The following is a 26,452-nucleotide window of genomic DNA, read 5'->3' as shown; positions in this document are numbered from 1 at the left end:
AGGGGCGGCGGTGGCCTGCGGGGTTGGGGGGTTGCCGGAGGCCGGTGGTGCGGGGCCGGGGGTCGTCCGAGGCGCCCTGGGCCGCCACTGTCAGTGGCCACCGCTACGGTGGCTCGCATGGCTGCCCGTACTTCTCGCTCGTCCGCCAAGGACCGGCCCTCCTACCGCTGCACGGAGTGCGGCTGGACCACCGCCAAGTGGCTCGGCCGCTGCCCGGAGTGCCAGGCGTGGGGCACCGTCGAGGAGTTCGGCGGCGCGCCCGCCGTACGCACGACCGCGCCCGGCCGCGTGACCTCCGCCGCGTTGCCCATCGGCCAGGTCGACGGCCGCCAGGCCACTGCGCGCGGCACGGGCGTGCCCGAGCTGGACCGGGTGCTGGGCGGCGGGCTCGTCCCCGGCGCGGTGGTGCTGCTCGCGGGCGAGCCCGGTGTCGGCAAGTCGACGCTACTGCTGGACGTGGCGGCCAGTGCGGCATCGGAGGAGCACCGCACCCTCTACGTCACGGGCGAGGAGTCGGCAAGCCAGGTCCGGCTGCGCGCCGACCGCATCGGCGCCCTGTCCGACCATCTGTATCTCGCCGCCGAGACCGATCTGTCCGCCGTCCTCGGGCATCTCGACTCGGTCAAGCCCTCCCTGCTGATCCTCGACTCCGTGCAGACCGTCGCCTCCCCCGAGATCGACGGTGCCCCCGGCGGCATGGCCCAGGTGCGCGAGGTGGCGGGCGCCCTGATCCGCGCCTCCAAGGAGCGCGGCATGGCCACGCTGCTGGTCGGCCACGTCACCAAGGACGGCGCGATCGCGGGCCCGCGCCTGCTGGAGCACCTCGTCGACGTCGTCCTGCACTTCGAGGGCGATCGGCACGCGCGCCTGCGCCTGGTGCGCGGCGTGAAGAACCGCTACGGGGCCACGGACGAGGTGGGCTGCTTCGAGCTGCACGACGAGGGCATCACCGGCCTCGCCGACCCCAGCGGCCTCTTCCTCACCCGGCGCGCCGAGCCGGTGCCGGGCACCTGTCTGACGGTGACGCTGGAGGGCCGCCGCCCGCTGGTGGCCGAGGTGCAGGCGCTGACGGTCGACTCCCAGATCCCCTCCCCGCGCCGCACCACCTCCGGCCTGGAGACCTCCCGGGTCTCGATGATGCTCGCCGTCCTCGAGCAGCGCGGGCGCATCAGCGCCCTGGGCAAGCGCGACATCTACAGCGCCACGGTCGGCGGGGTGAAGCTCTCCGAGCCGGCTGCCGACCTCGCCATCGCGCTCGCCCTCGCCAGCGCCGCGAGCGACACCCCGCTGCCGAAGAACCTGGTCGCCATCGGCGAGGTGGGGCTGGCGGGAGAGGTCCGGCGGGTCACCGGGGTGCAGCGCCGGCTGGCCGAGGCGGCCCGGCTCGGCTTCACGCACGCCCTGGTGCCGGGCGACCCCGGCAAGGTGCCCGCCGGGATGCGGGTGCTGGAGGTCGCCGACATAGGCGACGCCCTGCGGGTGCTGCCGGGGCGGCCGCGCCGCGAGGAGCGGGGGGAGGCGGCCGGGTCCCGGTCCCAGGGCGGCTCGTGAGGGCGGCCTCCGGGCACGCCCGTTGAGGACAGTGGGGACAGCCCCCTCTCTATCGGGCCGGGCGCCAGTAGACTTTCCCCTGGTCCCGCCCGCGCGACGATGTACCCCGACGAGACACGACGAGATACACCGCGGCGCACTCGACATCTGGGCGGCCCGCGGCACCGTTGACCTTGCGACCGGAGGAGTGCAGTGGCAGCCAACGACCGGGCATCGGGCCCCGGCAAGGCCGGGAGTGGCTCCGGGGTCGACGGGCTGATGCGCGCCTCGCTGAGCGCCGTCGCGCCCGGCACGGCCCTGCGCGACGGCCTGGAGCGCGTCCTCCGCGGCAACACCGGCGGCCTCATCGTCCTGGGCATGGACAAGACCGTCGAGTCGATGTGCACCGGCGGATTCGTCCTGGACGTCGAGTTCACCGCAACCCGGCTGCGCGAGCTGTGCAAGCTGGACGGCGCCCTGATCCTCGACAAGGACGCCACCAAGATCGTCCGGGCGGGCGTCCAGCTCTACCCCGACGCCTCGATCCCCACCGAGGAGACCGGCACCCGCCACCGCACGGCGCAGCGCGCCTCCATCCAGTCCGGCTTCCCCGTCGTCTCGGTCAGCCAGTCGATGCGGCTGATCGCGCTGTACGTCGGCGGCGAGCGGCGCGTGCTGGAGGAGTCGGGCGCGATCCTCTCCCGCGCCAACCAGGCGCTGGCCACCCTCGAGCGCTACAAGCTCCGGCTGGACGAGGTCGCGGGCACCCTCTCCGCCCTGGAGATCGAGGACCTGGTGACGGTCCGCGACGTCACGGCGGTCTCGCAGCGCCTGGAGATGGTCCGCCGCATCGCCACGGAGATCGCGGAGTACGTGGTCGAGCTGGGCACCGACGGCCGTCTGCTCTCCCTCCAGCTGGACGAGCTGATCGCGGGCGTCGAGCCCGAGCGCGAGCTGGTCGTCAGGGACTATGTGCCCGAGCCCACCGCCAAGCGCACCCGCACGGTCCCCGAGGCCCTGACCGAGCTGGACGCCCTCACCCACGCCGAGCTGCTCGAACTGCCCATCGTGGCACGGGCCCTGGGCTACAGCGGCTCGCCCGAGACCCTGGACTCGGCGGTCTCCCCCCGCGGCTACCGGCTGCTGGCCAAGGTGCCGCGGCTGCCGGGCGCGATCATCGAGCGCCTCGTGGACCACTTCGGCGGCCTGCAGAAGCTCCTCGCCGCCAGCGTGGACGACCTGCAGACGGTCGACGGCGTCGGCGAGGCCCGCGCCCGCTCGGTCCGCGAGGGCCTCTCGCGCCTGGCCGAGTCCTCGATCCTGGAACGGTACGTCTGATCCCCCAGGGCGTGCCCGATGGGTCAGTGCTGTGCCCCCGCAGGGCCCGGGCGTGCGCGCAGGTGCGCGTACGCCCGCCCGCTCGGCCCTTCTGCGGTCAGCCCTTCTCCAGGCTGAATTCCGCCCGCTCGGTGGCCCCGGCCACCTTGACCTCGACCCGGTACGCCCCCGCGCCCGCCGCGGCCGCGCCGCCCGGCGTCGCGCAGTGCGCGGCGCTGCGCTTGCGGTCCCACTCCAGGGTGCGCTTGGTCTCGCCGGAGCCCGGGACCTCCACCAGCACCGCGCCGGTGCCCCGGGGGCAGTCGTCGGACGCCCAGACGTGCTCCTCGCCCTTGCTGTCCGTGATCTTCAGCAGGGCGGCGGGCGTCCCGAAGTTCACCTTGCAGGCGCTGCTGCCGGAGTTCTTCACGACGACCTCGAACTTCGGCTTCTCGTCGGGCCGGTAGGAGTCCTTGACGCTGCGCACGCTCAGCTGCACCGAGCCCGGCGCGCAGTCGGGCACGCCGGATCCGGCCGCCACGGCCTTGCCGTCGCCGGTCACCACCATGCCGGCGCCGCCGCCGAAACCGCCCCCGGCACCGGCGCCACCGCCCGTACCGCCGCCACCGGAACCTCCGCTGCCACCCTGGCCACCGGAGCCTCCCGCGCCACCGCCGCCCGAATCGCCACGCCCGCCCGGACGTTGGCTGATGTGCGGCCCCGACGGTTCCGGCCCGGGCGTGATGGCGGTCTCCGACCCGCCCTTGTCGTCAGAGTCTTGGCCCTGCGAGTCCTTGGAGCCGCCTCCGCCCCCGAGGGCGAGCAGCCACACCACCAGCAGTACGAGAAGGCCGAGCAGGCCAAGCGCAACTGCCCTCCGCCGCCAGTAGATGGAGGAGGGAAGCGGCCCGATCGGATTGCGCAGTGATCCCACGCGAAGACTCTACGAGAGATCGGCCGGGGCACCAGCCAGTACCCGCCGTAGGAGTGCCTACTTTTCCCATCATGTGCCCGGCATCGGGCCTGTTGGGGGTTACCGGCGGTCCTGGTCGCGGCCTTGGGGAGCGGTGCGCGTCCACTCCGACTTGTGGCCGAAACCCTGTCCGTTGTCGACCAGTCGCAGCCAGTCCGGGCGCAACTCCCACAGATCGGTGCGCTCCATCGCCTGCCGCAGCCTTTCGCTCTGTTCGACGTAGGGGAAGCGGGCGCTGTACGCGCGCCAAGCGGCCGCCCGCTGGTCGCCCGTCAAACGACGGCAGCAGCCGCGGCCTTGAATGCCGGTCAGGGCAGTCCAGTCCTGTCCGTCGCGCTGCGCGGTGAAGGCGACACGGGCGTCCGCGGCGAGGGCGCGCCCGTGCCGGGTGGAGCCGGACGTGACGAAGACCAAGGCAGGTTCGTCGGTCACCGCGTAGAGCACGGCGCACGCCTGGGGGCCGTCGTCATCGGCGTAGGCGAGGGTCATCGTGGTGTGCGCGTCGAGGGCGGCCCGGATCTCGGGCGGGGGGCCGGGCTGCGTCTCGCTGGTCATGGTGCCAGCGTAGGAGGCCCGTAACGGCGCCGAGGCCGTGGGCGGGCTGAAATCGGGCAGCCAACCGTGCCAGGATCGGTAGTGCCATGACTGTCACACCCATCACCCCCGCCCCCCTGCACGCCCCCGTCATCGACTGGTTCGCCGTGCACGCCCGCGATCTGCCCTGGCGCCGCCCCGAGGCCGGCCCGTGGGGGGTGATGGTCAGCGAGTTCATGCTCCAGCAGACCCCCGTCAGCCGGGTGCTGCCGGTGTACGAGCAGTGGCTGGCGCGCTGGCCGCGCCCGGCCGACCTGGCGGCCGAGCCGCCCGGCGAGGCCGTGCGGGCCTGGGGCCGGCTCGGCTATCCGCGGCGCGCCCTGCGGCTGCACGCCGCCGCTTCGGCGATCACCGAGCGGCACGGCGGCGAGGTGCCGGACGACCACGCCAAGCTGCTGGCGCTGCCGGGCGTCGGCGAGTACACGGCCGCGGCCGTGGCGTCGTTCGCCTACGGGCAGCGGCACGCGGTGCTCGACACCAACGTCCGCCGCGTCTTCGCCCGGGCGGTCGGCGGCACCCAGTACCCGCCGAACGCCACCACCGCCGCCGAGCGCAGGCTGGCCCGTGCGCTGCTGCCCGAGGAGGAGGCGGTGGCTGCCCGCTGGGCCGCGGCCACGATGGAGCTCGGCGCGCTGGTGTGCACGGCGCGCACGCCGTCGTGCACGCGCTGTCCGATCGCCGCCGAGTGCGCCTGGCTGGCCGCCGGCTCCCCGGCGCACGACGGGCCGCCGCGCCGCGGCCAGACGTACGCGGGCACGGACCGCCAGGTGCGCGGCAAGCTGCTGGCTGTCCTGCGCGAGGCCGTCGCCCCGGTGCCGCAGGCGGCGCTGGACGCCGTGTGGGACGAGCCCGTGCAGCGGGCCCGCGCGCTGGACGGGCTGGTGGCCGACGGACTGGTCGAGCCGCTGGCGGGCGGGATGTACCGCCTGCCGCTCACCTAAGGCGTGTGACAGCGGCGGGAGAGCGAAAAGCAGCCGGTGAAACGGACAGAGCCGCTCTTTCCCCGATCTATCCGCCGGGCTGTTACACAACCTATGGACAGCTGTGCACCAGCCGACGTGCTCCTGCACATCACGTCGCAACAGCTCCTCCGTAGCGTCCTACCCGTGCTGGAGGACCACCAGCGTGGCGCGGGGAACGCAAGTGGAATGGAGGCTGCGAGTATGGCCAGCAGCGGCAAGGTTCTGGACTTCGAAGAGTACGTGCGCAACCGTCAGGACGCCCTCCTGCGCAGCGCCCGGCGCCTGGTCCCGGACCCCATCGACGCGCAGGACCTGCTCCAGACCGCCCTCGTCCGCACCTACGGCCGCTGGGAAGGCATAGCGGACAAGTCGCTTGCGGACGCCTATCTCCGCCGTGTCATGATCAACACTCGTACGGAGTGGTGGCGCGCCCGCAAGCTCGACGAGGTGCCCACCGAGCAGCTCCCCGACGCCAGCGTCGAGGACGGCACCGAGCAGCACGCCGACCGCGCCCTGCTGATGGACATCCTCGGAGTCCTGGCGCCCAAGCAGCGCAGCGTCGTGGTGCTGCGCCACTGGGAGCAGATGAGCACCGAGGAGACCGCGGAGGCGCTCGGCATGTCGACCGGCACGGTCAAGAGCACGCTGCACCGGGCGCTGGCCCGGCTCCGTCAGGAGCTGGAGAGCCGCGACCTGGACTTCCACGCTCTCGAGCGCAACGAGCGGAAGCAGGAACGGTGCGCAGCCTGACAAAGGCGGCCCGGTACAAGCCGGCACTGATCACCGGTGGCGCAGTCACAGCGATGGCTGCCGCCGCCGGTCTTCTGCTTGCCGGATGCGGTGCGAGCAGTGAGGGCGTGCGCAAGGAAGGGCCCGCGCAGACCCAGTCCGCGGCGAAGGCCTCCCGTGCCCCTTCGGATTCCTCCTCGGCCTCGGCCACCCCGCCCGGGGGCAAGGTCGACGCCGTCAAGCTGATCAAGTCCGACCCCAAGGTCAGCGACGAGATCAAGAAGAACCTCAAGCCGTGCGTCAAGGACCACTACCCGATCGACGTCACCTACGGCCAGCTGACCGGCAGCGACCGGCCCGACGTCGTGGTGAACATCCTGACCTGCGGTGATTCCATCGGCATCGGCTCGTACGTCTACCGCCCCAAGGGCGACTCGTACGAGAATGTGTTCACGGCCGAGCAGTCGCCCGTCTACGCCGGCATAGACCGGCGCGATCTGCAGATCACCAAGCAGGTCTACGGGCCGGGTGACGCGGTGTGCTGTGCGTCGGGAGAGGATGTCCTGATCTACCACTGGTCGGACGGGAACTTCCGGGAGACCGGCCGGACGCACACCGACTACGGCAAGGTGGGCAACACCAGCAAGGTCCCGAGCGAAGGAACGGAGGGCTGAGAGCCGCGTGGCCGATACGCATGTGCTCTTCGTCGAGGACGACGACGTCATCCGGGAGGCGACCCAGCTCGCGCTGGAGCGTGACGGCTTCATGGTGACCGCGGTGCCCGACGGCCTGCTGGGGCTGGAGAGCTTCCGCGCCCGGCGGCCCGACATCGCGCTCCTCGACGTGATGGTCCCCGGCCTGGACGGCGTCAGCCTCTGCCGCCGGATCCGCGACGAGTCGACCGTTCCCGTGATCATGCTGTCGGCGCGTGCCGACTCCATCGACGTCGTGCTCGGCCTGGAGGCCGGCGCCGACGACTATGTGACCAAGCCCTTCGACGGCGCCGTGCTCGTCGCCCGCATCCGGGCCGTGCTGCGCCGCTTCGGCCACGCCAGCGGCTCCGCGGGCGGCGCGGCGACCGACACCGCCGACGAGGCCCTCGAAGGCGGAGTGCTGCGCTTCGGCGACCTGGAGGTCGACACGGAGGGCATGGAGGTCCGCAAGGCGGGCGCGCCCGTCGCCCTGACCCCCACCGAGATGCGGCTGCTGCTGGAGTTCTCCGCCGCGCCCGGCACCGTGCTCTCGCGCGACCGGCTGCTGGAGCGGGTCTGGGACTACGGCTGGGGCGGCGACACCCGCGTGGTGGACGTGCACGTACAGCGGCTGCGCGGCAAGATCGGCCAGGACCGGATCGAGACGGTCCGCGGCTTCGGCTACAAGCTCAGAGGCTGACGGCTTTCGTGAACACCCTGGTCGTGTCGTGGTGACGCTCGCCCTCCGCAGCGGCCTGCGCTGGAAGGTCAGCCTGGCCATCGCGGCCGTCGGCGCGCTCGTCGCCGTCGCGCTCAGTCTCGTCGTGCACAACGCGGCGCGCGTCTCCCTGCTCAACAGCAGCCGCGACCAGATGGACGACCGGGTTCAGATCGCCCAGCGGTACTACGAGTCGACCGGCGGCAAGCTGATGCTCCGCGCGAAGATCGACGACCCCGACCTGCCCAAGCCCCTGCGGGAAGCCGCGGACCTGGGTCTGCGCGCCACCTACCTGCAGGACGGCGGCAGCGAGGCGCCCGAGGTGTGGGCCTCGACGCCGCTCCGCAACGGCAAGATCCTCTCCATCCACACCCGGTTCAAGGACCGCTACGACATCCTCAACGACCTCGACCGGGCGCTGATCATCGGCTCGGTCTCCGTCGTGCTGGGCGGCTGTGCGCTGGGCATCCTCGTCGGCGGCCAGCTCTCGCGGCGGCTGCGCAAGGCGGCCACCGCCGCCCGCAAGCTCGCCGACGGCGATCCGGACGTGCGCGTGCGCGACGCCATCGGCGGCCGGGTGCTGCGCGACGAGACGGACGACCTGGCCCGCGCGGTCGACGGCATGGCCGAGGCGCTGCGCGACCGGCTGGAGGCCGAGCGCCGCGTCACCGCGGACATCGCGCACGAGCTGCGCACCCCCGTCACCGGGCTGCTCACCGCTGCCGAGCTGCTGCCGCCGGGCCGGCCCACCGAGCTCGTACGGGACCGGGCGCAGGCCATGCGCACCCTCGTCGAGGACGTGCTGGAGGTCGCCCGGCTGGACAGCTTCGCGGAGCGGGCGGAGATGCAGGACATCGAGCTGGGCGAGTTCGTGCAGCGCCGGGTGCGCTCGGTGGCGCCGGAGGCCCGGGTGAAGGTCGTGCGGGACGCCTACGTGTCCACCGACCCGCGCAGGCTGGAGCGGATCCTCGGGAATCTGCTGGCCAATGCCGCCAAGCACGGCAGAGCGCCCATCGAGGTCACTGTCGAGGGCCGGGTGCTGCGCGTGCGCGACCACGGCCCCGGCTTCCCCGAGGAGCTGCTGCGCGAGGGCCCCAGCCGCTTCCGCACGGGCAGCAAGGACCGCGCGGGCAAGGGCCACGGCCTGGGTCTGACCATCGCCGCCGGCCAGGCCAGGGTGCTGGGCGCCCGTCTGACCTTCCGCAACGCCGACCCCGAGGTGGAGGGCGGCAGCGGGGCGATCGCGGTGCTGTGGCTCCCGGAGTCGTCGCCGACGAGCACCGGAAGCTTCCCGATCATTTCGGTGTGACCGGAGGGCCTTGGCCGGGTCAGAGCTTCTCGCCGTGCTCCTTGAGGAAGCCGACCGGCTCGACGGCGGAGCCGTAGTTCGGCGTCGTACGGATCTCGAAGTGCAGGTGGGGGCCGCTGGAGTTGCCGGTGGAGCCGGACAGGCCGATCTCCTGGCCGGTGGTCACGGCCTGGCCGACCTCGACGTCCACCTGCGAGAGGTGCGCGTACTGCGAGTACGTGTCGTCGGCGTGCTTGACCACGATCGCGTTGCCGTACGCGGGGCCGTCGCCGCCGCCGTTCGGGCCGGCCTTGACGACCGTACCGCCGTGCACGGCCTTCACGGACGTACCGCTGTTCACGACCAGGTCCTGGCCGCTGTGCTTGTGGGCCCACATCTCGCCGTCCTTGCCGAACGGCTGGCCGACCTCGTAGCCGTCCACGGGGGCGACCCAGGCCTGGGCGCGCTTCCGCGCGTCCTCGGCTCGCTTGTCGGCCTCGCGCTTGGCCTGCTCGGCGGCGGCCTGCTCGGCCTGCTTCTCCTTCTCCGCGGCCTTCAACTGGGTCGAGGCCTGCGCATGGAGCGCGTCGCCGAGGCCGGTGACGGACGCGGACGCCGGAATCTCACTCAGCGTGGTCTCCGCCGCGAGCGCGACCCCGGAACCGAGCGCGACCGAGACTCCCAGCCCGGCAGCCACCAGGACGGCGGCGCGGGGGCGGAGAACGGTCTTGCTCGCGTTACGGAAAGCGGTGCGCTTCGGCATGCGGATAAACCTCCAGGCGTGAATGAATCCCGGCGGCTGACCGGGATCGCCATACCTTGATAACCAGCGAATGCAGGGTTGCCAAGAGGCCCTCCTACTAGCGAATGCCGTAGCAAGGGCGAGGGCATTTGGTCACTTACTCCATGGCATTCCGGGCCTGAATCCCGGATCGGGGCCGGGCCGGATATCACTATTGCGGCTAGTAGGCCCGTGCGGCCCTGTGCGCCTTGTCACCGCGGAGGGCCGCACGGCTCCTCCGTTTCCGGGGACCGGAGCCCCTGCCCGGCGGTACGCTCCCGGTCAGCACGTGCATACGAGGCGTAGCGGGGGGCGACGGCGTGGGAAACGGCTTCGAGGACATCGAGCTCGCGGATGCGGTACAAGCCGTCCGGGACGGCCTGATGAGCGCGGCAACGGCCGGAGCGGGTCAGGAACTGACGTTCGACGTCGGCGAGATCTCCATGGAGTTCACCGTGGAGCTCCGCCGGGACGTGAAGGGCACGGGCGGGGTCAAGGCCTGGATCGTCGAGGCGGGCGCGGAGGGCTCGCGCGGCTCGACGCGCACCCACAAGGTCGCCTTCACGCTGACGCCGAAGGACCGGCGCACGGGCAGCGGCTGGAAGGTGGGCAACGACCGGCCCGCGGGGGTGTCCGGGTTCGGCCCCGCGGCAGGGCAGTGACGGGCGGGTCCTCGCCGGGCGTCGAGGACCGGCTGGTGGCGGTCCTGGGGGCGCAGCAGGGCAGCGGGGTGCTGCTGACACCGCGCCTGGTGCTGACCAGCGCCCACATCCTGGGGCCGGATCCCAGGGGGACGGTCGACGCCATCGCGCCAGGCGGGGTGGGCCTCGCCCCATGCGAGATCTTGTGGGCAGGCGACCCCGACGTCTGCGACGCCGCGCTGCTGAGAGCTCCGTACGGGCTCTCCCCCGCCGCCTACGCGCCCCTGCGCTGGGGCACCCTCGGCACCCAGGGACCGGTGCGCGGCTGCCAGATGCTGGGATTCCCGCGGGTCCAGCGGTACGGGCAGCCCGGCCTGGACGAACTGGAGGCCGTGCAGGTCCAGGGCACCCTCACTCCCCTCGACGGCCGCATGAGGGGGCGCTACGTCCTGCACGGCGACCACCACCCGCCCAGCCCGCTGCCGGACTGCTCCCCCTGGGCGGGCCTGTCCGGCGGCCCGCTCTTCGCAGGCACGTTCCTGCTGGGGATAGCCGTCGAGGATCCCCACGGCTGGCAGTCCTCCGCCATCGACGCCGTCCCGCTCTCGCGGATCTTCCAGGAGTACGAGTTCACCTTCCACCTGCGGCGCAACTGGCCGGCCGCGCCACCGCTCGCCCGGCTGAACTCCCCCGACTCGGGCGAGCTGGCCTTCGAGGAGCAGTACGCGAAGGCGGTCAAGGCCCGCTACAGCCGCATGGAGGTCTTCGGCCTCGACGATCTGGGCACGAACGAGAACAGCTGGGATCTGGACACGGCGTATCTGAGCCTGGAGGCAGTGGCTTCCCGGCACCCGGAACCGCACACTCAACCGCATGCGCAACCGCAGCGCATCGAGGAGCTGCTCGCCTCCCGGCCGCGGACCGTGCTGCGCGGCGAGGCCGGCGCGGGCAAGACCACCCTGGTGTGGTGGCTCGCCTCGCACGCCGCCTGCTCGACCCTTCCCCTGGCGCTCGGCGAGCTGAACGGACTCGTCCCCTTCGTGGTGCCCATGCGCAGCCTGGCGGCCCAGGGCATCGCCGGCCCCACGCCCTCCCAGCTCCCCGCCGTCGCCCAGCTTCCCGTCGACGCCGCGCCGGACGGCTGGGCCGGGCGCGTGCTGGCAGGCGGCCGTGCCCTGCTGCTGATCGACGGCCTGGACGAGCTCCCCCAGGCCGACCGGGCGCCTGCCCGGCGATGGCTGGCGCAGCTGCTGCGGATGTACCCGGACACCCGGTGCCTGGTCACGGTGCGACCACTCGCCGTCGAAGAGGACTGGCTCAAGGCCGAGCGCTTCGAAGAGCTGCGGCTGCTGCCGATGGGCGACGCGGACATCCAGGCGTTCACGGCCGCCTGGCACAAGGCGGCCCGGCTGGAATGCGGCATGTTCGCCGACGACCAGCGGGCCGAGCGGGAGATCGCGCGGATCACCTCTCTCGAACGCGATCTGCGCCGGGAATTCGGGCGCAACTCGGCCCTGCGCGAGCTGGCGCGCACGCCCCTGCTGTGCGCTGTCGTCTGTGCCCTGCACCGTCGCCGCAGCGGCCTGCTCCCGGAGACCAGGTGGCACCTCTACGAGGCCGCGCTGTCCATGCTGCTCGGCAACCGCGACGACATCCGCCGGATCAGCGAGCCGGAGGGCATCCGGCTGACCGTCGACGACGGCCGCCAGCTGCTCCAGCGCATTGCGGTCTGGCTGGTGAGAAACGGCCGCGCACAGCTCTCACGCGCCGAAGCGGCACGCCAGCTGGAATTCGCGATGAAGGGCCTTCGGAACGTACGGAAACAAGGCTCGGCCCACGACGTGCTCACGCACCTGCTCAACCGCAGCGGGCTGCTGCAGGAACGTTCGGCGGATTCCGTCCAATTCATCCACCGCACCTTCCAGGACTATCTCGCGGCCAAGGAATTCCAGGAAAGCGACAGTTTGCAGGAGCTGCTGGGGCACGCGGCCGAGGAGCAGTGGCAGGACGTCATCCGGCTGGTCGTCGGCCACTGCGGGCGCAGCGAGGTGCGGCTGGTCGTCGGCGAGCTGATCACTGCGGGTGACCACGGCACGGACCGGGAACGGAAGTGGGCCCTGCGGACGCTGGCGGCCGAGTGCGCGATCAGCGCCCGGCATCTGGACGAAGACCAGCACCAGGCGGTGTGGCAGGGCGTACGAGCACTGGGCGCTCCCATCAGCCGAGCCGAGACCGACCTTCTGTCGTCACTGGGGCCGGAGGTGCTGCCGCATCTGCCCGAGCCCGAGAGCCTGCCCGCCGATGCCGCGCCGGCAGTCGTGTCGGTCCTGCGCTCCCTGGGGGACGCGGCACACCCGCTGCTGCGGCGGTACGGGCAGCACGACTCGGCCGGGGTGCGGCAGCAGGTGGCTTTCGGCTGGGACAGCGCCGATCCGCGGAAGTATGCGGAAGAGGTTTTGGCGACCATGCGGCTCAGCGATGTCAAGCTCTACATCAGCTCGCACCGGCAGCTGCAGCAGGTGCCTCTGCTGGGCACTGTCGACACTTATTACCTCCAGGGCCACCACAGGCCGGAGGAACTGCGCCGGGCCTTCGACGGACGGGAGGTCCGGTCGCTGAATCTGTTCAACTCCCGTCTGAGCGATCTGGGCTTTCTCCACGGTCACCCGGAGATCGAGGTCCTCAGGCTTACCGCCTGTCGCCATCTGCAGGACATATCCGCCCTGGCCGGCTCGGCGCTGCGCTCACTGAGCATTGATACGGCCGATCTCGGCTTCCAGCCCGGGGGGCTTCGCCGGCTCGCCGAGGCCGAGCATCTCGCCGATCTGGAACTGCGGATGTGCACGGCGCGAGATATCGCAGCCATGCCGCCTTTGCCACAGGTGACTTCTCTGATGCTCCGGCTTGGCGAAAGGACATCGCTCGACAGGGAAGTGCTCAGGGTCTTCCCGGGCATGCGCACGCTATGTCTCAACACCTCCCCCGCCGGCTCCACCATCGTGTGGGACCTCACCGGCTACCACGGACCGCCGCCGCTTCCGGTGAAGATTTATGCGGCCAACCATCTGCTGACGATCCTGGGCGCCGACCACTTCTGCGATCGCTTCGAGGTCGTCGAAAACCCGCCTGCCCTATAACGCCTACCACTGAAAAGAAAATCGACCCCGGGACCATTCAATGATCCCGGGGCCGATCTCCATTCAATCCCTAAGGAAATCGCTTACGCGTCCTTCGACAGGTTGGGCCCGGCCCCACCTGCGGCCGACTCGACCGGCGGGGTGTCCGGCAGGGCCGTCTTCTCCTCGCCGCGGAAGGTGAACTTCTTTTCCTCACCCTCGCCCTCGGTGCCGACGACCACGATGTGGCCCGGACGGAGCTCGCCGAAGAGGATCTTCTCCGAGAGGATGTCTTCGATCTCGCGCTGGATCGTGCGGCGCAGCGGGCGGGCGCCCAGGATCGGGTCGTAGCCCTTCTTGGCGAGCAGCGACTTGGCCTCGGAGCTGAGCTCGATGCCCATGTCGCGGTCCTTGAGCCGCTCGTCGACCTTGGCGATCATGAGGTCGACGATCTGGATGATGTCTTCCTCGGTGAGCTGGTGGAAGACCACCGTGTCATCGACACGGTTGAGGAACTCGGGCCGGAAGTGCTGCTTGAGCTCCTCGTTGACCTTGGCCTTCATCCGCTCGTAGCCGGTCTTGACGTCGCCCTGGGCGGCGAAGCCCAGGTTGAAGCCCTTGGAGATGTCCCGGGTGCCGAGGTTCGTCGTCATGATGATGACGGTGTTCTTGAAGTCCACGACCCGGCCCTGGGAGTCGGTCAGGCGACCGTCCTCCAGGATCTGCAGCAGCGAGTTGAAGATGTCCGGGTGGGCCTTCTCGACCTCGTCGAAGAGGACCACGGAGAACGGCTTGCGGCGCACCTTCTCGGTGAGCTGGCCGCCCTCTTCGTAGCCCACGTAGCCGGGAGGGGAGCCGAAGAGGCGGGAGACGGTGTGCTTCTCGCTGAACTCCGACATGTCGAGGGAGATCAGCGCGTCCTCGTCGCCGAAGAGGAACTCGGCGAGCGTCTTGGACAGCTCCGTCTTACCGACGCCGGACGGGCCGGCGAAGATGAACGATCCACCGGGGCGCTTGGGGTCCTTGAGGCCCGCACGGGTGCGCCGGATGGCCTGGGAGAGCGCCTTGATGGCGTCCTTCTGGCCGATGACGCGCTTGTGCAGCTCGTCTTCCATGCGCAGCAGGCGGGAGGACTCCTCCTCCGTCAGCTTGAAGACCGGGATGCCGGTGGCCGTGGCCAGGACCTCGGCGATCAGCTCGCCGTCGACCTCGGCGACGACGTCCATGTCGCCGGCCTTCCACTCCTTCTCCCGCTTGGCCTTCGCGGCGAGGAGCTGCTTCTCCTTGTCGCGCAGGGAGGCGGCCTTCTCGAAGTCCTGCGAGTCGATCGCGGACTCCTTCTCGCGGCGCACGTCGGCGATCTTCTCGTCGAACTCGCGGAGGTCCGGCGGCGCGGTCATCCGGCGGATGCGCATCCGGGAGCCTGCCTCGTCGATCAGGTCGATCGCCTTGTCCGGCAGGAAGCGGTCGGAGATGTAGCGGTCGGCGAGGGTGGCGGCCTGGACCAGCGCCTCGTCGGTGATGGAGACGCGGTGGTGAGCCTCGTAGCGGTCGCGCAGACCCTTGAGGATCTCGATGGTGTGCGGCAGCGACGGCTCGGCGACCTGGATGGGCTGGAAGCGGCGCTCGAGGGCGGCGTCCTTCTCCAGGTGCTTGCGGTACTCGTCGAGTGTGGTGGCACCGATGGTCTGCAGCTCGCCACGGGCCAGCATCGGCTTGAGGATGCTGGCGGCATCGATGGCACCCTCGGCGGCGCCCGCGCCGACCAGGGTGTGCAGCTCGTCGATGAACAGGATGATGTCGCCGCGGGTGCGGATCTCCTTGAGGACCTTCTTGAGGCGCTCTTCGAAGTCACCGCGGTAGCGGGAGCCGGCGACCAGGGCGCCGAGGTCGAGGGTGTAGAGGTGCTTGTCCTTGAGGGTCTCGGGCACCTCGCCCTTGACGATGGCCTGGGCCAGGCCCTCGACGACGGCGGTCTTGCCGACGCCGGGCTCGCCGATGAGGACAGGGTTGTTCTTGGTGCGGCGGGACAGCACCTGCATGACCCGCTCGATCTCCTTCTCGCGCCCGATGACCGGGTCGAGCTTGGATTCGCGGGCGGCCTGCGTGAGGTTGCGGCCGAACTGGTCCAGGACGAGCGAGGTCGAGGGGGTGCCCTCGGCCGGGCCGCCGGCCGTGGCGGCTTCCTTGCCCTGGTAGCCCGAGAGCAGCTGGATGACCTGCTGCCGGACCCGGTTGAGATCGGCGCCCAGCTTCACGAGGACCTGGGCGGCGACGCCCTCGCCCTCGCGGATCAGGCCGAGCAGGATGTGCTCCGTACCGATGTAGTTGTGGCCGAGCTGAAGGGCCTCGCGGAGCGAGAGCTCCAGGACCTTCTTGGCACGGGGAGTGAAGGGGATGTGCCCGGACGGGGCCTGCTGCCCCTGCCCGATGATCTCCTCCACCTGCTGGCGGACCGCCTCGAGCGAAATCCCGAGGCTCTCCAGGGCCTTAGCGGCGACACCCTCACCCTCGTGGATCAGGCCCAGGAGAATGTGCTCGGTGCCGATGTAGTTGTGGTTGAGCATCCGGGCTTCTTCCTGAGCCAGGACGACAACCCGCCGCGCGCGGTCGGTGAACCTCTCGAACATCGTTAATCGCTCCTCAGAGCGGTCAGGCAGTTAGGGGTCGGTCCCCTCCCTGTCCTTCCGCATGCTAGTCCCGCAGGACGGGACAGCTCATTCCAACTGCCGACATCCGTCCGGATCACCCCGCGTCGGCGGGGAAACCTACTGCCGAACAGCCGACAACTCCTCCAACCCGATGGTGGGAGACGATGTTCCCGCAGGCCAGGCATATACGCCCACCACCACTACGCCCACGGCGAACGCCCGCTTGTCCCGGCACGCCCGCCCGCAGCCCTGCCACCACCCCCGGTGACGCGCTCCGGACGCCGCTATGACGGCGCTATACAGCCTCTTCCCACGGGGAACGTCTTACCCGCGCGCACGAACAGTCCATGCGGCGCGGCCCCCCTCCATCCGCTACGGGCGAACACCCTCGCGCCACCCGAAGCGCCTCTGCGCCCCTTACGCCCTATACGGAGCGTGCCCAACTATCAACCCTGCGTAACCTCTTGGGTCTTGCACAGTTGCACCGTTCATGACGGTAGCCCCTCCACACCCCTGCCGCCCCTTGGACGAGCCACGCCCGCCGCGGGACCACCGGCTGCGGCGTCGGCGGCGCCAGTGGTACGAGTGCGTGCTCGGCTGGCCCACCGCGCCGGTGACCGGCGAGGGGCCCCTCGAGCTGCTCACGGGGGTGCGCTTCGACGCGCTGGGGATGCCGGCCGCCGTCGGGTTCTCCGTGCTGGGCCGGCTGCCCGCCACAGGGCCGGTCGCACTCGACGTACCGGCCCGGAAGATGTGGTTCCTGACCGCCGCGGGCAGCGCCGACGAGCTGCCGGAGCTGCTGGCCTGGCTGGAGTGGGGCGACATCGCCCTGGACCTCGAGCCGCTGGGGCAGGGCGGCCGGATCGTCGCTCCCGTGCCCGTCTCGCCGCCGGGGATCCGGTGGCGGGAGGCCGTGGAGGCCGTGTGGGTGCGGCCTCCCGATCCGGGCCGCGAGGTGGAACCGACGCTTCCGGCAACGGGGCTCGGGGGCGATGGGGGCGCCCCCGACCTCGTGCGGCTGGTGAGCGCGGCGGCCACGGAGTGCCACCGGGCCCGGCTGCTGCGCGCTGGGGTGGCGCGCAGGGATCAGCCGCCGGGAGATCGACCGAGAGGGCCTGAGGATCAGGCGTTGGCCTTCTCGTACGCCTCGCGGATGTCGGCGGGGACACGGCCGCGGTCGTTGACGTTGTAGCCGTTCTCCTTGGCCCAGGCGCGGATCTTCGCGGTGTCCGGGCTGCCGGCGGAGGCAGCGGCGGCACGGGCCTTGCCACGGCTGCCGGCGGCGCGGCCACCGGTGCGGCGGGCCGACTTCACGTAGTCCGCCAGCGCCCCGCGCAGCTTGTCCGCGTTGGCCGTGGTGAGGTCGATCTCGTAGGACTTGCCGTCCAGGGCGAACGTGACCGTCTCGTCGGCCTCGCCGCCGTCGAGGTCGTCGACAAGAAGGACCTGAACCTTCTGCGCCACGGGGATTCCTTTCATCAGCGGAAAAGGGATTACGGAGGAATAGCAAACCGCCTTTCCCGGAAAAACACAAACCCCCCGGGAAGGTTCAGCCCGCCTTCCGCCTGGGAACGATGGCTTCCGGGTCCGCACGATAGGGGCGCGATTCGGACATAGGGACCGCACTCACAGATGCAGAAGCATCCGGCTGTTGCCAAGGGTGTTCGGCTTCACCCGTTCGAGACCCAGGAACTCGGCAACGCCCTCGTCATAGGAACGCAGCAGCTCGCTGTAGACATCACCGTCCACCGGGGTCTCTCCGATCTCGGTGAAGCCGTGCTTCCTGAAGAAGTCGACTTCGAAGGTGAGGCAGAAAATGCGCCGCACACCCAGCCAGCGCGCGGTCCGCAGCAGCTTGTCCAGTACCAGGTGGCCGACTCCCCCGCCCCGGACATCCGGGTCTACGGCAAGAGTGCGCACCTCGGCGAGGTCTTCCCACATCACATGCAGCGCACCGCATCCGATGACGGTACCGTCCTCGTCCCGCTCGGCGACCCAGAACTCCTGGATGTCCTCGTAAAGCGTCACCGTGGCTTTGTCCAGCAGGATGCGATCGCGCGCGTAGGCGTTGATGAGCCGGCGGACGGCGGGCACATCGCTGGTGCGGGCCCTGCGGACGGTGACGACATTAGTGAGAGCGGACATGTCCGGACGCTATCGCCCCGGAGCTCCCGGGGGCTCTCCGGGCCCGTCGAGTTGCACGACGCGGATGGCGTCGCGAAGGGCTTCCCGTTGTTCGGCCGACATCATGCCGAAGAAGGCGACGAGAGCGGCCGCGGGGTTGTCGCTGAGGGACCATGCTTCGTTCATCAGTGCGGCCGAGTAGGCGGCACGGTTCGAGACCGCCTCATATCGATAGGCGCGGCCTTCCGCTTCCCGCCGCAGCCAGCCCTTCTGATACAGGTTGTCCATTACGGTCATCACGGTTGTGTAGGCGATGGACCGTTCCTGCTGAAGGTCTTCGAGGACTTCTCGAACAGTGACCGGCCGGTTCCACTCCCACACGCGCGTCATGACGGCGTCTTCCAGTTCACCCAGGCGTCGAACCACACGCGAATAATAGTGGGAGATGTCTCGAATGCCGGTTTATCCGGGCGGCATACGGGCGGCAAACGGCCGCCAATCGCGGCCACAAAAAGGGCGCACGCTCCGGGAAATCGGTTTCCCGGAGCGCGCGCCCGACGCGGGGGCCGGTCCGCGTGTCAGGCCTGGGCGCCCTTGGGCGCCTGCTGAGCGGCCTCGGCGCGGGCGAGCGCGGCATCGACGATGGCGTCTTCCTTTGCCTTGTTCGCACCGCCCTGACTCTTGACGATCGTCACGATCAGCGCGATGAAAGCCACCGCCATCACCACGGGCGGGACCAGCGCGGCGACATAGTCCATGGCCGTCGGCTCCTTCTGGATCTGGGTTCTGCGCTTCCTGGGCGACCCGACCAGATTACGCGCCCTCCCGGCGATCGCAGTCAGGCGGGCCGCCCTCCGGGCACACGGGCCCGTACGGCGGCCGTCGGGGGAGGCACGGGCTTGCGGCGCGGCGGGAAGACCTCGCCCGGCGTGGGAATGGGGCGGTCGGGCCGGGGGGACTTGGGCTGGGTGGCGGGCGGCTTGTCCTGCGGAGCGGTGCCCCCGCCCGGCTTGGGGGCGGTTTTCGGGTCCGTTCCGGCGGCGGCCTGCTCCGGCTTCCACGGCCCGAGGAAGGCGGCGGTCGTCCGGACCACGGCCCCCGAATTCCGCGCCTCGGGCACCGGCGGGTGGGCACCGCCGAGAGCCAGGTGCTCGCAGCGGCGCAGCAGGGCACGTCTGCGGATCGCCTCGGGGGTGCCGCAGGGGGCGTCGCACAGCGAACGGAGCGCGTCGACGTCCTCGGGGCCGGGCCGGCATCCGGCCGCGAGGGCGTCCAGGAGCCGTTCGGCGTAGCCGCGGGCGCTGCCCGGCAGGGCGGCGCGGTAGCGGGCGAGGTCGGCGAGGAGGAAGGCGTGCAGTCTGCCGCCTTCGCGGACGGCCTCATTCAGGGCTTCGGCGAGCCGGAGGCAGTCCCGCGCTTCGGCCGCGCGCAGGGGGCCGGGATGGTCGAGGACCTCGCCCGGGGCGGGGTGGGGCTTGAGTGCGATGGCGAGGGCACGGCGCAGCACGCGCAGTTCGTCCGCGCTGAAGGCCATGCCGCCGCGGGATCCATAGGGCGTGGGCATGGGCTGACTTTAAGTGCTAAGCGGACATATTTCGCATATCGCCCTATTTCCGGCGTGGCATAGGTGTCGGGGTGGCATGCGGTCGGCGTGGCATGGGCGTCGGCGTGGCACGGCCGGCCCTGCGTGACGCGTCCGGTTAGTTCTCCCTGCGCCGCGCGGCGCCCAGGGCGATGGCGCCCGCCGACAGTGCGGTGCCGGAGGCGGTGGCGAGCAGCAGGGTGCCGGAGGCCGCCTCCGCCGCGGGCCCCACATCCGAGGCGACCGGGGCGTCGCCCTGGACCTCGACCAGGATCGGCGCCGCATCGTTGTCCGGGTCCGGGTCCGGGTCGGGGGCCGGGTCCCCCGCCGGGTCGACGATGCGCACCCAGCCCTCGGCGTCGGGCACCTGCGCGTCGATGTGCACCCGGAAGCGCACCGTCTCGCGCTCGCCCGAGCCGAAGCCCGCGGCGATCGCGCACCGGTACGCCCGCCCGCCGCCGGAGACCGCCGCGCAGGGCTGCTGTCCGGCCGGGGAGACGATCGTGGTGCCCTGCGGCGCGGTGACCTCGTACGCCCGCGCGGCCTCGGCCGGCCCCGGACCGCCGTTGCGGACCCCGAGCTCGACCTCGACGGTCTGCCCGACGCGGCCCGCGACGGGGTGAGCGATGGCCTGGTAGTCCGCTTGCGCGGGCAGGGTCTCGGCGAGCGCCTGGGCGGCGGGCAGCCAGAGGCCCGCGGCGGCTGCGGCCGTAACCGCAGCCGTCCGCCACAGAGTTCGTTTCACGACGGCCATGTGCACCCCGGCCTCCTGCCGCTCTCCCGTGACTTCGACAGTTGTCAGGACAGCCGGGGCGGCCCGTTGGTTGCCTGCCCGCCGGGACGAAGGCCCTGGGACGTGGCCTTCAGGACACGCCCTAGCCCCGCGTGACGTTGCGCTCGTAGACCAGGCGGAGGCCGATCAGGGTGAGCCAGGGCTCGTGCTCGTCGATGACCGACGCCTCGCCCAGGACCAGCGGCGCCAGGCCACCGGTGGCGATGACGGTGACGTCGTCCGGGTCGTCCGCGAGCTCGCGGGCCATGCGGCCCACGACGCCGTCGACCTGGCCCGCGAAGCCGTAGAGGATGCCGGACTGCATGGCCTCGACGGTGTTCTTGCCGATGACGCTGCGCGGGCGGGCCAGCTCGATCTTGCGCAGCTGGGCGCCGCGGACGCCCAGCGCCTCGGTGGAGATCTCGATGCCGGGCGAGATGACCCCGCCCACGTACTCGCCGCGCGCGCTCACCGCGTCGAAGGTGGTGGCCGTGCCGAAGTCGACCACCACGCACGGGCCCCCGTAGAGCTCGACGGCCGCGACCGCATTGATGATGCGGTCGGTGCCGACCTCCTTGGGGTTGTCCATCAAAATCGGCACACCGGTCTTCACGCCCGGTTCGACCAGCACGGCGGGCACGTCGCCGTAGTAACGGCGCGTCACCTCGCGCATCTCGTGCAGCACGGCCGGGACGGTCGAGCAGACGGCGATGCCGTCGATGCCCTCGCCCAGCTCGTCGCCGAGGAGCGGGTGCCGGCCCATCAGGCCCTGGAAGAGCACGGCCAGTTCGTCGGCGGTGCGGCGCGGATCGGTGGAGATGCGCCAGTGCTCGACGACCTCCTCACCGTCGAACAGGCCGAGGCTGGTCTGGGTGTTGCCGACGTCGATGGTGAGCAGCATCAGGCGTCTTCCTCCCGCTGCACGGGCTCGTCGCGCAGGTCCAGACCGATGTCGAGGATCGGCGAGGAGTGCGTGAGCGCGCCCACGGCCAGGTAGTCGACGCCCGTCTCGGCGTAGGCACGGGCGTTGGCGAGGGTGAGGCGGCCCGAGGATTCGAGCTTCGACCGCCCGGCGACCAGGGCGACGGCCTCGCGGGTCTGCTCGGGGGTGAAGTTGTCGAGCATGATCAGGTCGGCGCCTTCGTCGAGGACCGGGAGGATCTGGTCGATCCGGTCCACCTCGACCTCGATCGGCAGCTCGGGGAACTCCAGCCGGACGGCCTTGAAGGCCTCGGCGACGCCGCCCGCGGCGATGACGTGGTTGTCCTTGACGAGCGCGGCGTCCGACAGCGACATGCGGTGGTTGACGCCGCCGCCGCAGCGCACCGCGTACTTCTCCAGGGCGCGCAGCCCGACGGTGGTCTTGCGGGTGTCGCGGACGGCCGCGCCGGTGCCCTCCAGGGCGTCGGCCCAGGCGCGGGTGGCGGTGGCGATGCCGGAGAGGCGGCACATGATGTTGAGCATGCTGCGCTCGGCGGTGAGCAGGTCGCGGGTGCGGGTGCGCACGGTCAGCAGCTTCTGGCCCGCCACCACCCGGTCGCCGTCCTCGACATGCCGCTCGACCTCGAACTCGTCGGTGCAGGCCACGGAGAGGATGGCCTCGGCGACGCGCAGGCCGGCGACGGTGCCGTCCTCGCGGGCGGTGAAGTCGCCGGTGGCGACGGCGTCCGCGGGGACGGTCGCGAAGGTGGTGACGTCCTTGCCGCCGTCGAGGTCCTCCTCGATGGCCAGGTGCGCGAGGTCCTCGATCTGGAGGGGGTTCAGCCCGGCCTCCTCCAGCAGCTGCACGAGCTGCGGGTCGAGGCCGCACTCCATGGCGTCGTCGTACACGTCACCGGCGGCACAGCCGCAGGCGTCGCCGCAGCCGCCGGAGGCCGCCCCGGGCTCCTGACCGGGCCGGGCGATCTGGTGCAGGGCGGGGTCTTCGGAGGTGCTCACGCTGTTCTCCTCGGGGGTGGTGACGGGCGGGAAGGCGGCGGATTCGGTGGCGGAGACGGCAAGGGTACGGTCCGGGCGCAGGGTGACCAGGAGGTGGCGGCGCCAGGCGGCGTCGTCGCGCTCGGGGTGGTCCTCGCGCCAGTGGCAGCCGCGGGTCTCCTCGCGGCGGAGGGCGCTGGCGACCAGCACCTGGGACACGAGCAGGAGGTTGGTGGCCTCCCAGGCCTCGGTGCCGGGCTCGGCGGACTTGCCGTCGGCTTCGGCGCGGATGCGGGCCAGCTCCGCGGCGGCCGCCTCCAGGCTCTGCCGGGAGCGCAGGACGCCGGCGCCGTGGGTCATCACGCGCTGGATGGCGATGCGCTGCTCCGGGGCGATCAGCACGGAGGCTGGGGCGTCGGCGGCGGCGACGGGCGGCCGGGCGGGCTCGGCGGTCAGGCCCGGGAAGGCGTCGGCGGCGATGCGCTCCGCGAAGACGAGCCCCTCCAGCAGGGAGTTGGACGCCAGCCGGTTCGCGCCGTGCACCCCGGTGCAGGCGACCTCGCCGCATGCGTACAGCCCCGGCACGGTCGTACGGCCCTGAAGGTCCGTGCGGACGCCGCCGGAGGCGTAGTGCGCGGCGGGGGCGACCGGGATGGGCTCGGTCACCGGGTCGATGCCGTGCGCCCGGCAGGCGGCGAGGATCGTGGGGAAGCGCTGCTCCCACATGCGGGCACCGAAGTGCCGCGCGTCCAGGTACATGTGCTCGGCCCCGAGCTCCTGCATCCGCCGCGTGATGCCCTTGGCGACGATGTCGCGCGGGGCGAGCTCGGCGAGCTCGTGGGCGCCGACCATGAAGCGGTGGCCGTCCGCGTCCACCAGGTGGGCGCCCTCGCCGCGCACCGCCTCGGACACCAGCGGCTGCTGCCCTTCGACGTCCGGGCCGAGCCACAGCACGGTGGGGTGGAACTGGACGAACTCCAGGTCGGAGACCTCGGCTCCGGCGCGCAGCGCGAGGGCGACGCCGTCGCCGGTGGAGACGGCGGGGTTGGTGGTCGCGGAGAACACCTGGCCCATGCCGCCGGTGGCCAGCACCACGGCCCGGGCCCGGACCGCGCCGACGCCGTCGTGCTGGCCCTCGCCCATGACGTGCAGGGAGACGCCGGCGGCGCGGCCGTCGGCGTCCTTGAGGAGGTCGAGGACGAGCGCGTGCTCGATGGTCTCGATGCCCGCGTCGCGGACGGCCTCGACGAGCGCCCGGGAGATCTCGGCGCCGGTGGCGTCGCCGCCGGCGTGGGCTATGCGGCGGCGGTGGTGGCCGCCCTCGCGGGTCAGCAGGATCTCTCCGGTCTCGGCGTCGGTGTCGAAGCGGGCGCCGGTGGCGATCAGGCGGCGCACCGCGTCCGGCCCCTCGGTGACCAGGGCGTGGACGGCCTCTTCGGAGCACAGGCCCGCACCGGCGACGAGCGTGTCGTCGAGGTGCTGGGCGGGGGTGTCGCCCTCGCCGAGGGCCGCCGCGATGCCGCCCTGGGCCCAGCGGGTGGAGCCGTCGTCGAGGAGGGCCTTGGTGACGACGGTGACCTTCGCCCCGGCCGCGGCGCAGCGCAGCGCGACGGTGAGTCCGGCGACGCCGGAGCCGATGACGACGACGTCGGCGTCGACCGACCAGCCGGGTCGGGGGGCGGTCAGTCGTATACCGGTCATCGCTCTGCTCCGGGGTCTTGGAATTCCAGCGGCATGTTGTCGATCAGGCGGGTGGCGCCGACCTTGGCGGCGACGGCGAGGACGGCTTCGCCGACGTGGTCGTCCGGGACCTCGGTGAAGTCGGCGGGGTCGACGAGGGCCAGGTAGTCGAGGTCGACGGGCGGCTCCATGGAGGCCGCGGCGTGCAGCACGACATGGGCGGCGTGCCGGACGGCGCCGGGGCCGAGCTCCAGCACATTGTGGGCGGCGAGCAGGGCGCGGGAGAGCTCCAGGGCGCTCTTGCGGTCGGCCGCGGAGAGGTAGCGGTTGCGGCTGGAGAGGGCGAGCCCGTCGGCCTCGCGGACGGTGGGGACGCCGGCGATCTCCACCGGGAAGTTCAGGTCGCGCACCATGCGGCGGATCAGGGCGAGCTGCTGGGCGTCCTTCTGGCCGAACAGCGCCACGTCCGGGCGGGTGAGGTGCAGCAGCTTGGCGACGACGGTGAGCATGCCGTCGAAGTGGCCGGGGCGGAAGGCTCCTTCGAGGCGCTCGCCCATGGGGCCTGCGGTGATGCGGACCTGGGGCTCTCCGCCGGGGTAGACCTCGGCCGCGGAGGGCGCGAAGACGGTGTCGGCGCCGGCCTTCTCCGCGATCACGACGTCGGCGTCGAGGGTGCGCGGATAGCGGTCGAGATCCTCGCCGGGGCCGAACTGCAGGGGGTTGACGAAGACGGTGACGACGACCTGCCCGTCGGCGCCCACGAGCTCGCGGGCGGTGCGGACGAGGGTGGCGTGGCCCTCGTGCAGGGCACCCATCGTCATCACGACGGCGCGGCGCCCGGTGGACGGCGGCGGCAGTTCCCCGGCCGTGCGGGCGAGCTGAATGGTCACTGATTGCCTCCGTCCGCGAGGACGCCGAGCAGGTCCTCCGCCAGTTCGGGCTTGAGCAGGCCGTGCGCGAGGGCACGGTCCGCGGTCGTACGGGCCATCGCCAGGTAGCCGGCGACGGCCTGCGGGGCGTGGGCGCGCAGCTCGGCGACGTGCGCCGCGACGGTGCCCGCGTCGCCGCGGGCGACCGGGCCGGTCAGCGCGGCGTCGCCGCTGCGCAGGGCGTTGTCGAGGGCGGCGCCGAGCAGGGGGCCGAGCATCCGGGCGGGGTGGGCCACCCCGGCGGTGCCCAGCAGCTCCATGGACTGGGCGACCAGCGTGACGAGGTGGTTGGAGCCCATGGCGAGGGCCGCGTGGTAGAGCGGCCGGGCGGCCTCCTCGATCCACTCGGGCTCGCCGCCCATCTCGATGACCAGGGCTTCCGCGGCGAGCCGCAGCTCTTCGGGTGCGGTGACGCCGAAGGAGCAGCCCGCCAGACGCTGGACGTCGACCTGAGTGCCGGTGAAGGTCATGGCGGGGTGCAGGGCCAGCGGCAGGGCGCCCGCGCGGCGCGCCGGGTCCAGGACGGCGGTGCCGTGACGGCCGGAGGTGTGCACCACGATCTGCCCCGGCCGGATGGCGCCGGTCTCGGCGAGCCCCGCGACGAGGCCGGGCAGGGCGTCGTCCGGGACGGTCAGCAGGACGAGCTCGGCGCGGGCGAGCACCTCGGCGGGCGGCACCACGGGCACGTCCGGCAGCATGGCGGCGGCGCGCCGCCGCGAGGCGTCGGAGACCCCGGAGACGGCGACCGGCCGATGACCGGCGAGCTGCAGGGATGCGGCGAGCGCGGGCCCGACCCGGCCTGCGCCAACGACGCCGACGGTGAGCCGCGCCGGTCGGTCCTGGGGGCTCACATGCTCAGGGGAAAGATGTGCGTTCACGCGGCGGGATGCCTTCCGTTCCAGTCCGCGGAGGTACCGGACGATTCCCTTGTCATGCTACGCGAGGCGGTCGCCCCGACCCCTGGGCATCCCCAGGCCTGTGGATAACTCTGCGGGACCGGGCTACGGCCCGTCGGCCGCCGGGGTCACGACCGGCACTGCGCCGGGGTCCCGCAGCCGTCGCCGAGGCGGTCGGCAGGCAGCCGGACCGCATCGGGGCGCCCGGCCGACGGACGCGGGGCGGGAGCGGGGGCGGGGGCGGGGGCGGGAGTCGCGGCAGGAGCCGGCGCGGTCGTGGCACGGGACACGGTGGACGGTCTCAGGAAGGCGAACAGGGCCGCCAGACGAGCCCGCCGGGCCGCGACGCGCTCGTCCACGACCGCCCTGAAGGCGCGCCAGGTGCGGAATTCGCGGACCATCTGCCATTCGTTCGTGCCCGGGGCGGGCGGGGCGGTCTGCTGGTGGACAGAAGCGCGGTAGGCGTCGAGCATGTGCTGCTGGGTGGCGTTCATGTGTTCCACCGTGCTGCGCCCGGCACCAGGCCGGCTCGTCGATTGACGAGGAACGTCAATCGACGG

25 protein-coding genes and 1 pseudogene are annotated in these 26,452 nt (G+C 71.9%); 10 read left to right on the top strand and 16 right to left on the bottom strand.

Going from position 1 to position 26,452, the window contains the following annotated elements; all coding sequences use genetic code 11:
* Nucleotides 1-117 precede the first annotated feature (117 nt).
* Nucleotides 118-1,551 (top strand): DNA repair protein RadA, encoded by a 1,434-nt coding sequence (gene radA / locus FHS39_RS17060; protein ID WP_184350176.1) that lies wholly within the window; start codon nt 118-120, stop codon nt 1,549-1,551.
* A gap of 192 nt (nt 1,552-1,743) precedes the next feature.
* The gene (disA, locus tag FHS39_RS17055) at nt 1,744-2,868 is read left to right on the top strand and encodes a DNA integrity scanning diadenylate cyclase DisA (RefSeq protein ID WP_184350175.1); all 1,125 of its coding nucleotides are present in this window, start codon (nt 1,744-1,746) and stop codon (nt 2,866-2,868) included.
* 97 nt (nt 2,869-2,965) lie between these two features.
* On the opposite strand, the gene FHS39_RS17050 is transcribed toward disA, so the two are convergent.
* Together FHS39_RS17050 and FHS39_RS17045 are read right to left on the bottom strand one after the other, a co-directional pair.
* Nucleotides 2,966-3,781: a hypothetical protein gene (locus FHS39_RS17050; RefSeq protein WP_184350174.1), complete on the bottom strand. Its 816-nt coding sequence runs from the start codon at nt 3,779-3,781 to the stop codon at nt 2,966-2,968.
* A gap of 99 nt (nt 3,782-3,880) precedes the next feature.
* Nucleotides 3,881-4,375, bottom strand: a complete 495-nt coding sequence (locus FHS39_RS17045; RefSeq protein WP_184350173.1) for a pyridoxamine 5'-phosphate oxidase family protein — start codon at nt 4,373-4,375, stop codon at nt 3,881-3,883.
* Between the two features lie 86 nt (nt 4,376-4,461).
* On the opposite strand from FHS39_RS17045, the gene FHS39_RS17040 reads away from it, so the two are divergent.
* From FHS39_RS17040 to cseC, 5 genes are all read left to right on the top strand, one after another.
* Entirely contained in the window at nt 4,462-5,355 is an 894-nt protein-coding gene (locus FHS39_RS17040) for an HhH-GPD family protein (protein ID WP_184350172.1), read from the top strand.
* 222 nt (nt 5,356-5,577) lie between these two features.
* The gene (locus FHS39_RS17035) at nt 5,578-6,126 is read left to right on the top strand and encodes a SigE family RNA polymerase sigma factor (protein ID WP_184350171.1); all 549 of its coding nucleotides are present in this window, start codon (nt 5,578-5,580) and stop codon (nt 6,124-6,126) included.
* Nucleotides 6,127-6,233: 107 nt separating this feature from the next.
* Entirely contained in the window at nt 6,234-6,779 is a 546-nt protein-coding gene (locus tag FHS39_RS17030; protein WP_343069615.1) for a hypothetical protein, read from the top strand.
* 7 nt (nt 6,780-6,786) lie between these two features.
* Entirely contained in the window at nt 6,787-7,497 is a 711-nt protein-coding gene (cseB, locus tag FHS39_RS17025) for a two-component system response regulator CseB (protein ID WP_184350170.1), read from the top strand.
* 28 nt (nt 7,498-7,525) lie between these two features.
* Complete coding sequence (gene cseC, locus FHS39_RS17020) at nt 7,526-8,824, top strand: two-component system sensor histidine kinase CseC (RefSeq protein WP_184350169.1); 1,299 nt, start codon at nt 7,526-7,528, stop codon at nt 8,822-8,824.
* 19 nt (nt 8,825-8,843) lie between these two features.
* Here cseC and FHS39_RS17015 read toward each other — a convergent pair whose 3' ends face one another.
* Nucleotides 8,844-9,566, bottom strand: a complete 723-nt coding sequence (locus FHS39_RS17015; protein WP_184350168.1) for a M23 family metallopeptidase — start codon at nt 9,564-9,566, stop codon at nt 8,844-8,846.
* Between the two features lie 338 nt (nt 9,567-9,904).
* Here FHS39_RS17015 and FHS39_RS17010 point away from each other — a divergent pair, with 338 nt between their 5' ends.
* Together FHS39_RS17010 and FHS39_RS17005 are read left to right on the top strand one after the other, a co-directional pair.
* On the top strand, nt 9,905-10,246 hold the full coding sequence (locus FHS39_RS17010; RefSeq protein WP_184350167.1) for a trypco2 family protein: 342 nt from the start codon (nt 9,905-9,907) through the stop codon (nt 10,244-10,246).
* Nucleotides 10,243-13,362 carry an NACHT domain-containing protein gene (locus FHS39_RS17005; RefSeq protein WP_184350166.1) on the top strand — a complete coding sequence of 1,040 codons (3,120 nt, stop codon included), beginning with the start codon at nt 10,243-10,245 and terminating at the stop codon, nt 13,360-13,362. Before FHS39_RS17010 ends, FHS39_RS17005 begins: the two co-directional genes overlap by 4 nt.
* Before the next feature lie 83 nt (nt 13,363-13,445).
* Here FHS39_RS17005 and FHS39_RS17000 read toward each other — a convergent pair whose 3' ends face one another.
* Nucleotides 13,446-15,971 carry an ATP-dependent Clp protease ATP-binding subunit gene (locus FHS39_RS17000; RefSeq protein ID WP_184350165.1) on the bottom strand — a complete coding sequence of 842 codons (2,526 nt, stop codon included), beginning with the start codon at nt 15,969-15,971 and terminating at the stop codon, nt 13,446-13,448.
* 511 nt (nt 15,972-16,482) lie between these two features.
* On the opposite strand from FHS39_RS17000, the gene FHS39_RS16995 reads away from it, so the two are divergent.
* Entirely contained in the window at nt 16,483-17,184 is a 702-nt protein-coding gene (locus FHS39_RS16995) for an SCO3374 family protein (RefSeq protein WP_221462806.1), read from the top strand.
* Here FHS39_RS16995 and FHS39_RS16990 read toward each other — a convergent pair.
* The 12 genes and pseudogenes from FHS39_RS16990 to FHS39_RS16940 all read right to left on the bottom strand — a co-directional run bounded on the left by FHS39_RS16990 (nt 17,115) and on the right by FHS39_RS16940 (nt 26,386).
* Nucleotides 17,115-17,456 (bottom strand): Lsr2 dimerization domain-containing protein, encoded by a 342-nt coding sequence (locus FHS39_RS16990; protein WP_184350164.1) that lies wholly within the window; start codon nt 17,454-17,456, stop codon nt 17,115-17,117. The two genes, FHS39_RS16995 and FHS39_RS16990, sit on opposite strands and share 70 nt — an antisense overlap.
* A gap of 162 nt (nt 17,457-17,618) precedes the next feature.
* Nucleotides 17,619-18,137: an amino-acid N-acetyltransferase gene (locus FHS39_RS16985; protein ID WP_184350163.1), complete on the bottom strand. Its 519-nt coding sequence runs from the start codon at nt 18,135-18,137 to the stop codon at nt 17,619-17,621.
* Nucleotides 18,138-18,146: 9 nt separating this feature from the next.
* Complete coding sequence (locus FHS39_RS16980) at nt 18,147-18,542, bottom strand: BlaI/MecI/CopY family transcriptional regulator (protein WP_184350162.1); 396 nt, start codon at nt 18,540-18,542, stop codon at nt 18,147-18,149.
* Between the two features lie 152 nt (nt 18,543-18,694).
* On the bottom strand, nt 18,695-18,874 hold the full coding sequence (locus tag FHS39_RS16975; RefSeq protein ID WP_184350161.1) for a hypothetical protein: 180 nt from the start codon (nt 18,872-18,874) through the stop codon (nt 18,695-18,697).
* An 80-nt stretch (nt 18,875-18,954) separates the two neighbouring features.
* On the bottom strand, nt 18,955-19,680 hold the full coding sequence (locus FHS39_RS16970; RefSeq protein WP_184350160.1) for a hypothetical protein: 726 nt from the start codon (nt 19,678-19,680) through the stop codon (nt 18,955-18,957).
* Between the two features lie 136 nt (nt 19,681-19,816).
* The gene (locus FHS39_RS16965) at nt 19,817-20,443 is read right to left on the bottom strand and encodes a hypothetical protein (RefSeq protein ID WP_184350159.1); all 627 of its coding nucleotides are present in this window, start codon (nt 20,441-20,443) and stop codon (nt 19,817-19,819) included.
* A gap of 130 nt (nt 20,444-20,573) precedes the next feature.
* Nucleotides 20,574-21,371 carry a type III pantothenate kinase gene (locus FHS39_RS16960; RefSeq protein WP_184350158.1) on the bottom strand — a complete coding sequence of 266 codons (798 nt, stop codon included), beginning with the start codon at nt 21,369-21,371 and terminating at the stop codon, nt 20,574-20,576.
* Entirely contained in the window at nt 21,371-22,285 is a 915-nt protein-coding gene (nadC, locus tag FHS39_RS25490) for a carboxylating nicotinate-nucleotide diphosphorylase (RefSeq protein WP_246470321.1), read from the bottom strand. Before nadC ends, FHS39_RS16960 begins: the two co-directional genes overlap by 1 nt.
* 135 nt (nt 22,286-22,420) lie before the next feature.
* A pseudogene (locus FHS39_RS25485) lies at nt 22,421-24,088 on the bottom strand (L-aspartate oxidase); the annotation flags it as partial.
* Nucleotides 24,085-24,957 (bottom strand): pantoate--beta-alanine ligase, encoded by an 873-nt coding sequence (panC, locus tag FHS39_RS16950; protein WP_184350156.1) that lies wholly within the window; start codon nt 24,955-24,957, stop codon nt 24,085-24,087. The pseudogene FHS39_RS25485 and the gene panC, both read right to left, overlap by 4 nt.
* A complete protein-coding gene (locus FHS39_RS16945) occupies nt 24,954-25,847 on the bottom strand; it encodes a Rossmann-like and DUF2520 domain-containing protein (RefSeq protein ID WP_425507788.1) in 894 nt (297 codons plus the stop codon). The genes panC and FHS39_RS16945 overlap by 4 nt, the downstream gene beginning before the upstream one ends.
* 173 nt (nt 25,848-26,020) lie before the next feature.
* A complete protein-coding gene (locus tag FHS39_RS16940; RefSeq protein ID WP_184350154.1) occupies nt 26,021-26,386 on the bottom strand; it encodes a hypothetical protein in 366 nt (121 codons plus the stop codon).
* Nucleotides 26,387-26,452 lie beyond the last annotated feature (66 nt).

This window comes from Streptomyces olivoverticillatus (assembly GCF_014203555.1).
Classification (GTDB): Bacteria; Actinomycetota; Actinomycetes; order Streptomycetales; family Streptomycetaceae; genus Streptomyces; species Streptomyces olivoverticillatus.
The sequence above is the reverse complement of the archived record's forward strand: the minus strand, read 5'-3'. Positions and strand labels throughout refer to the sequence as shown.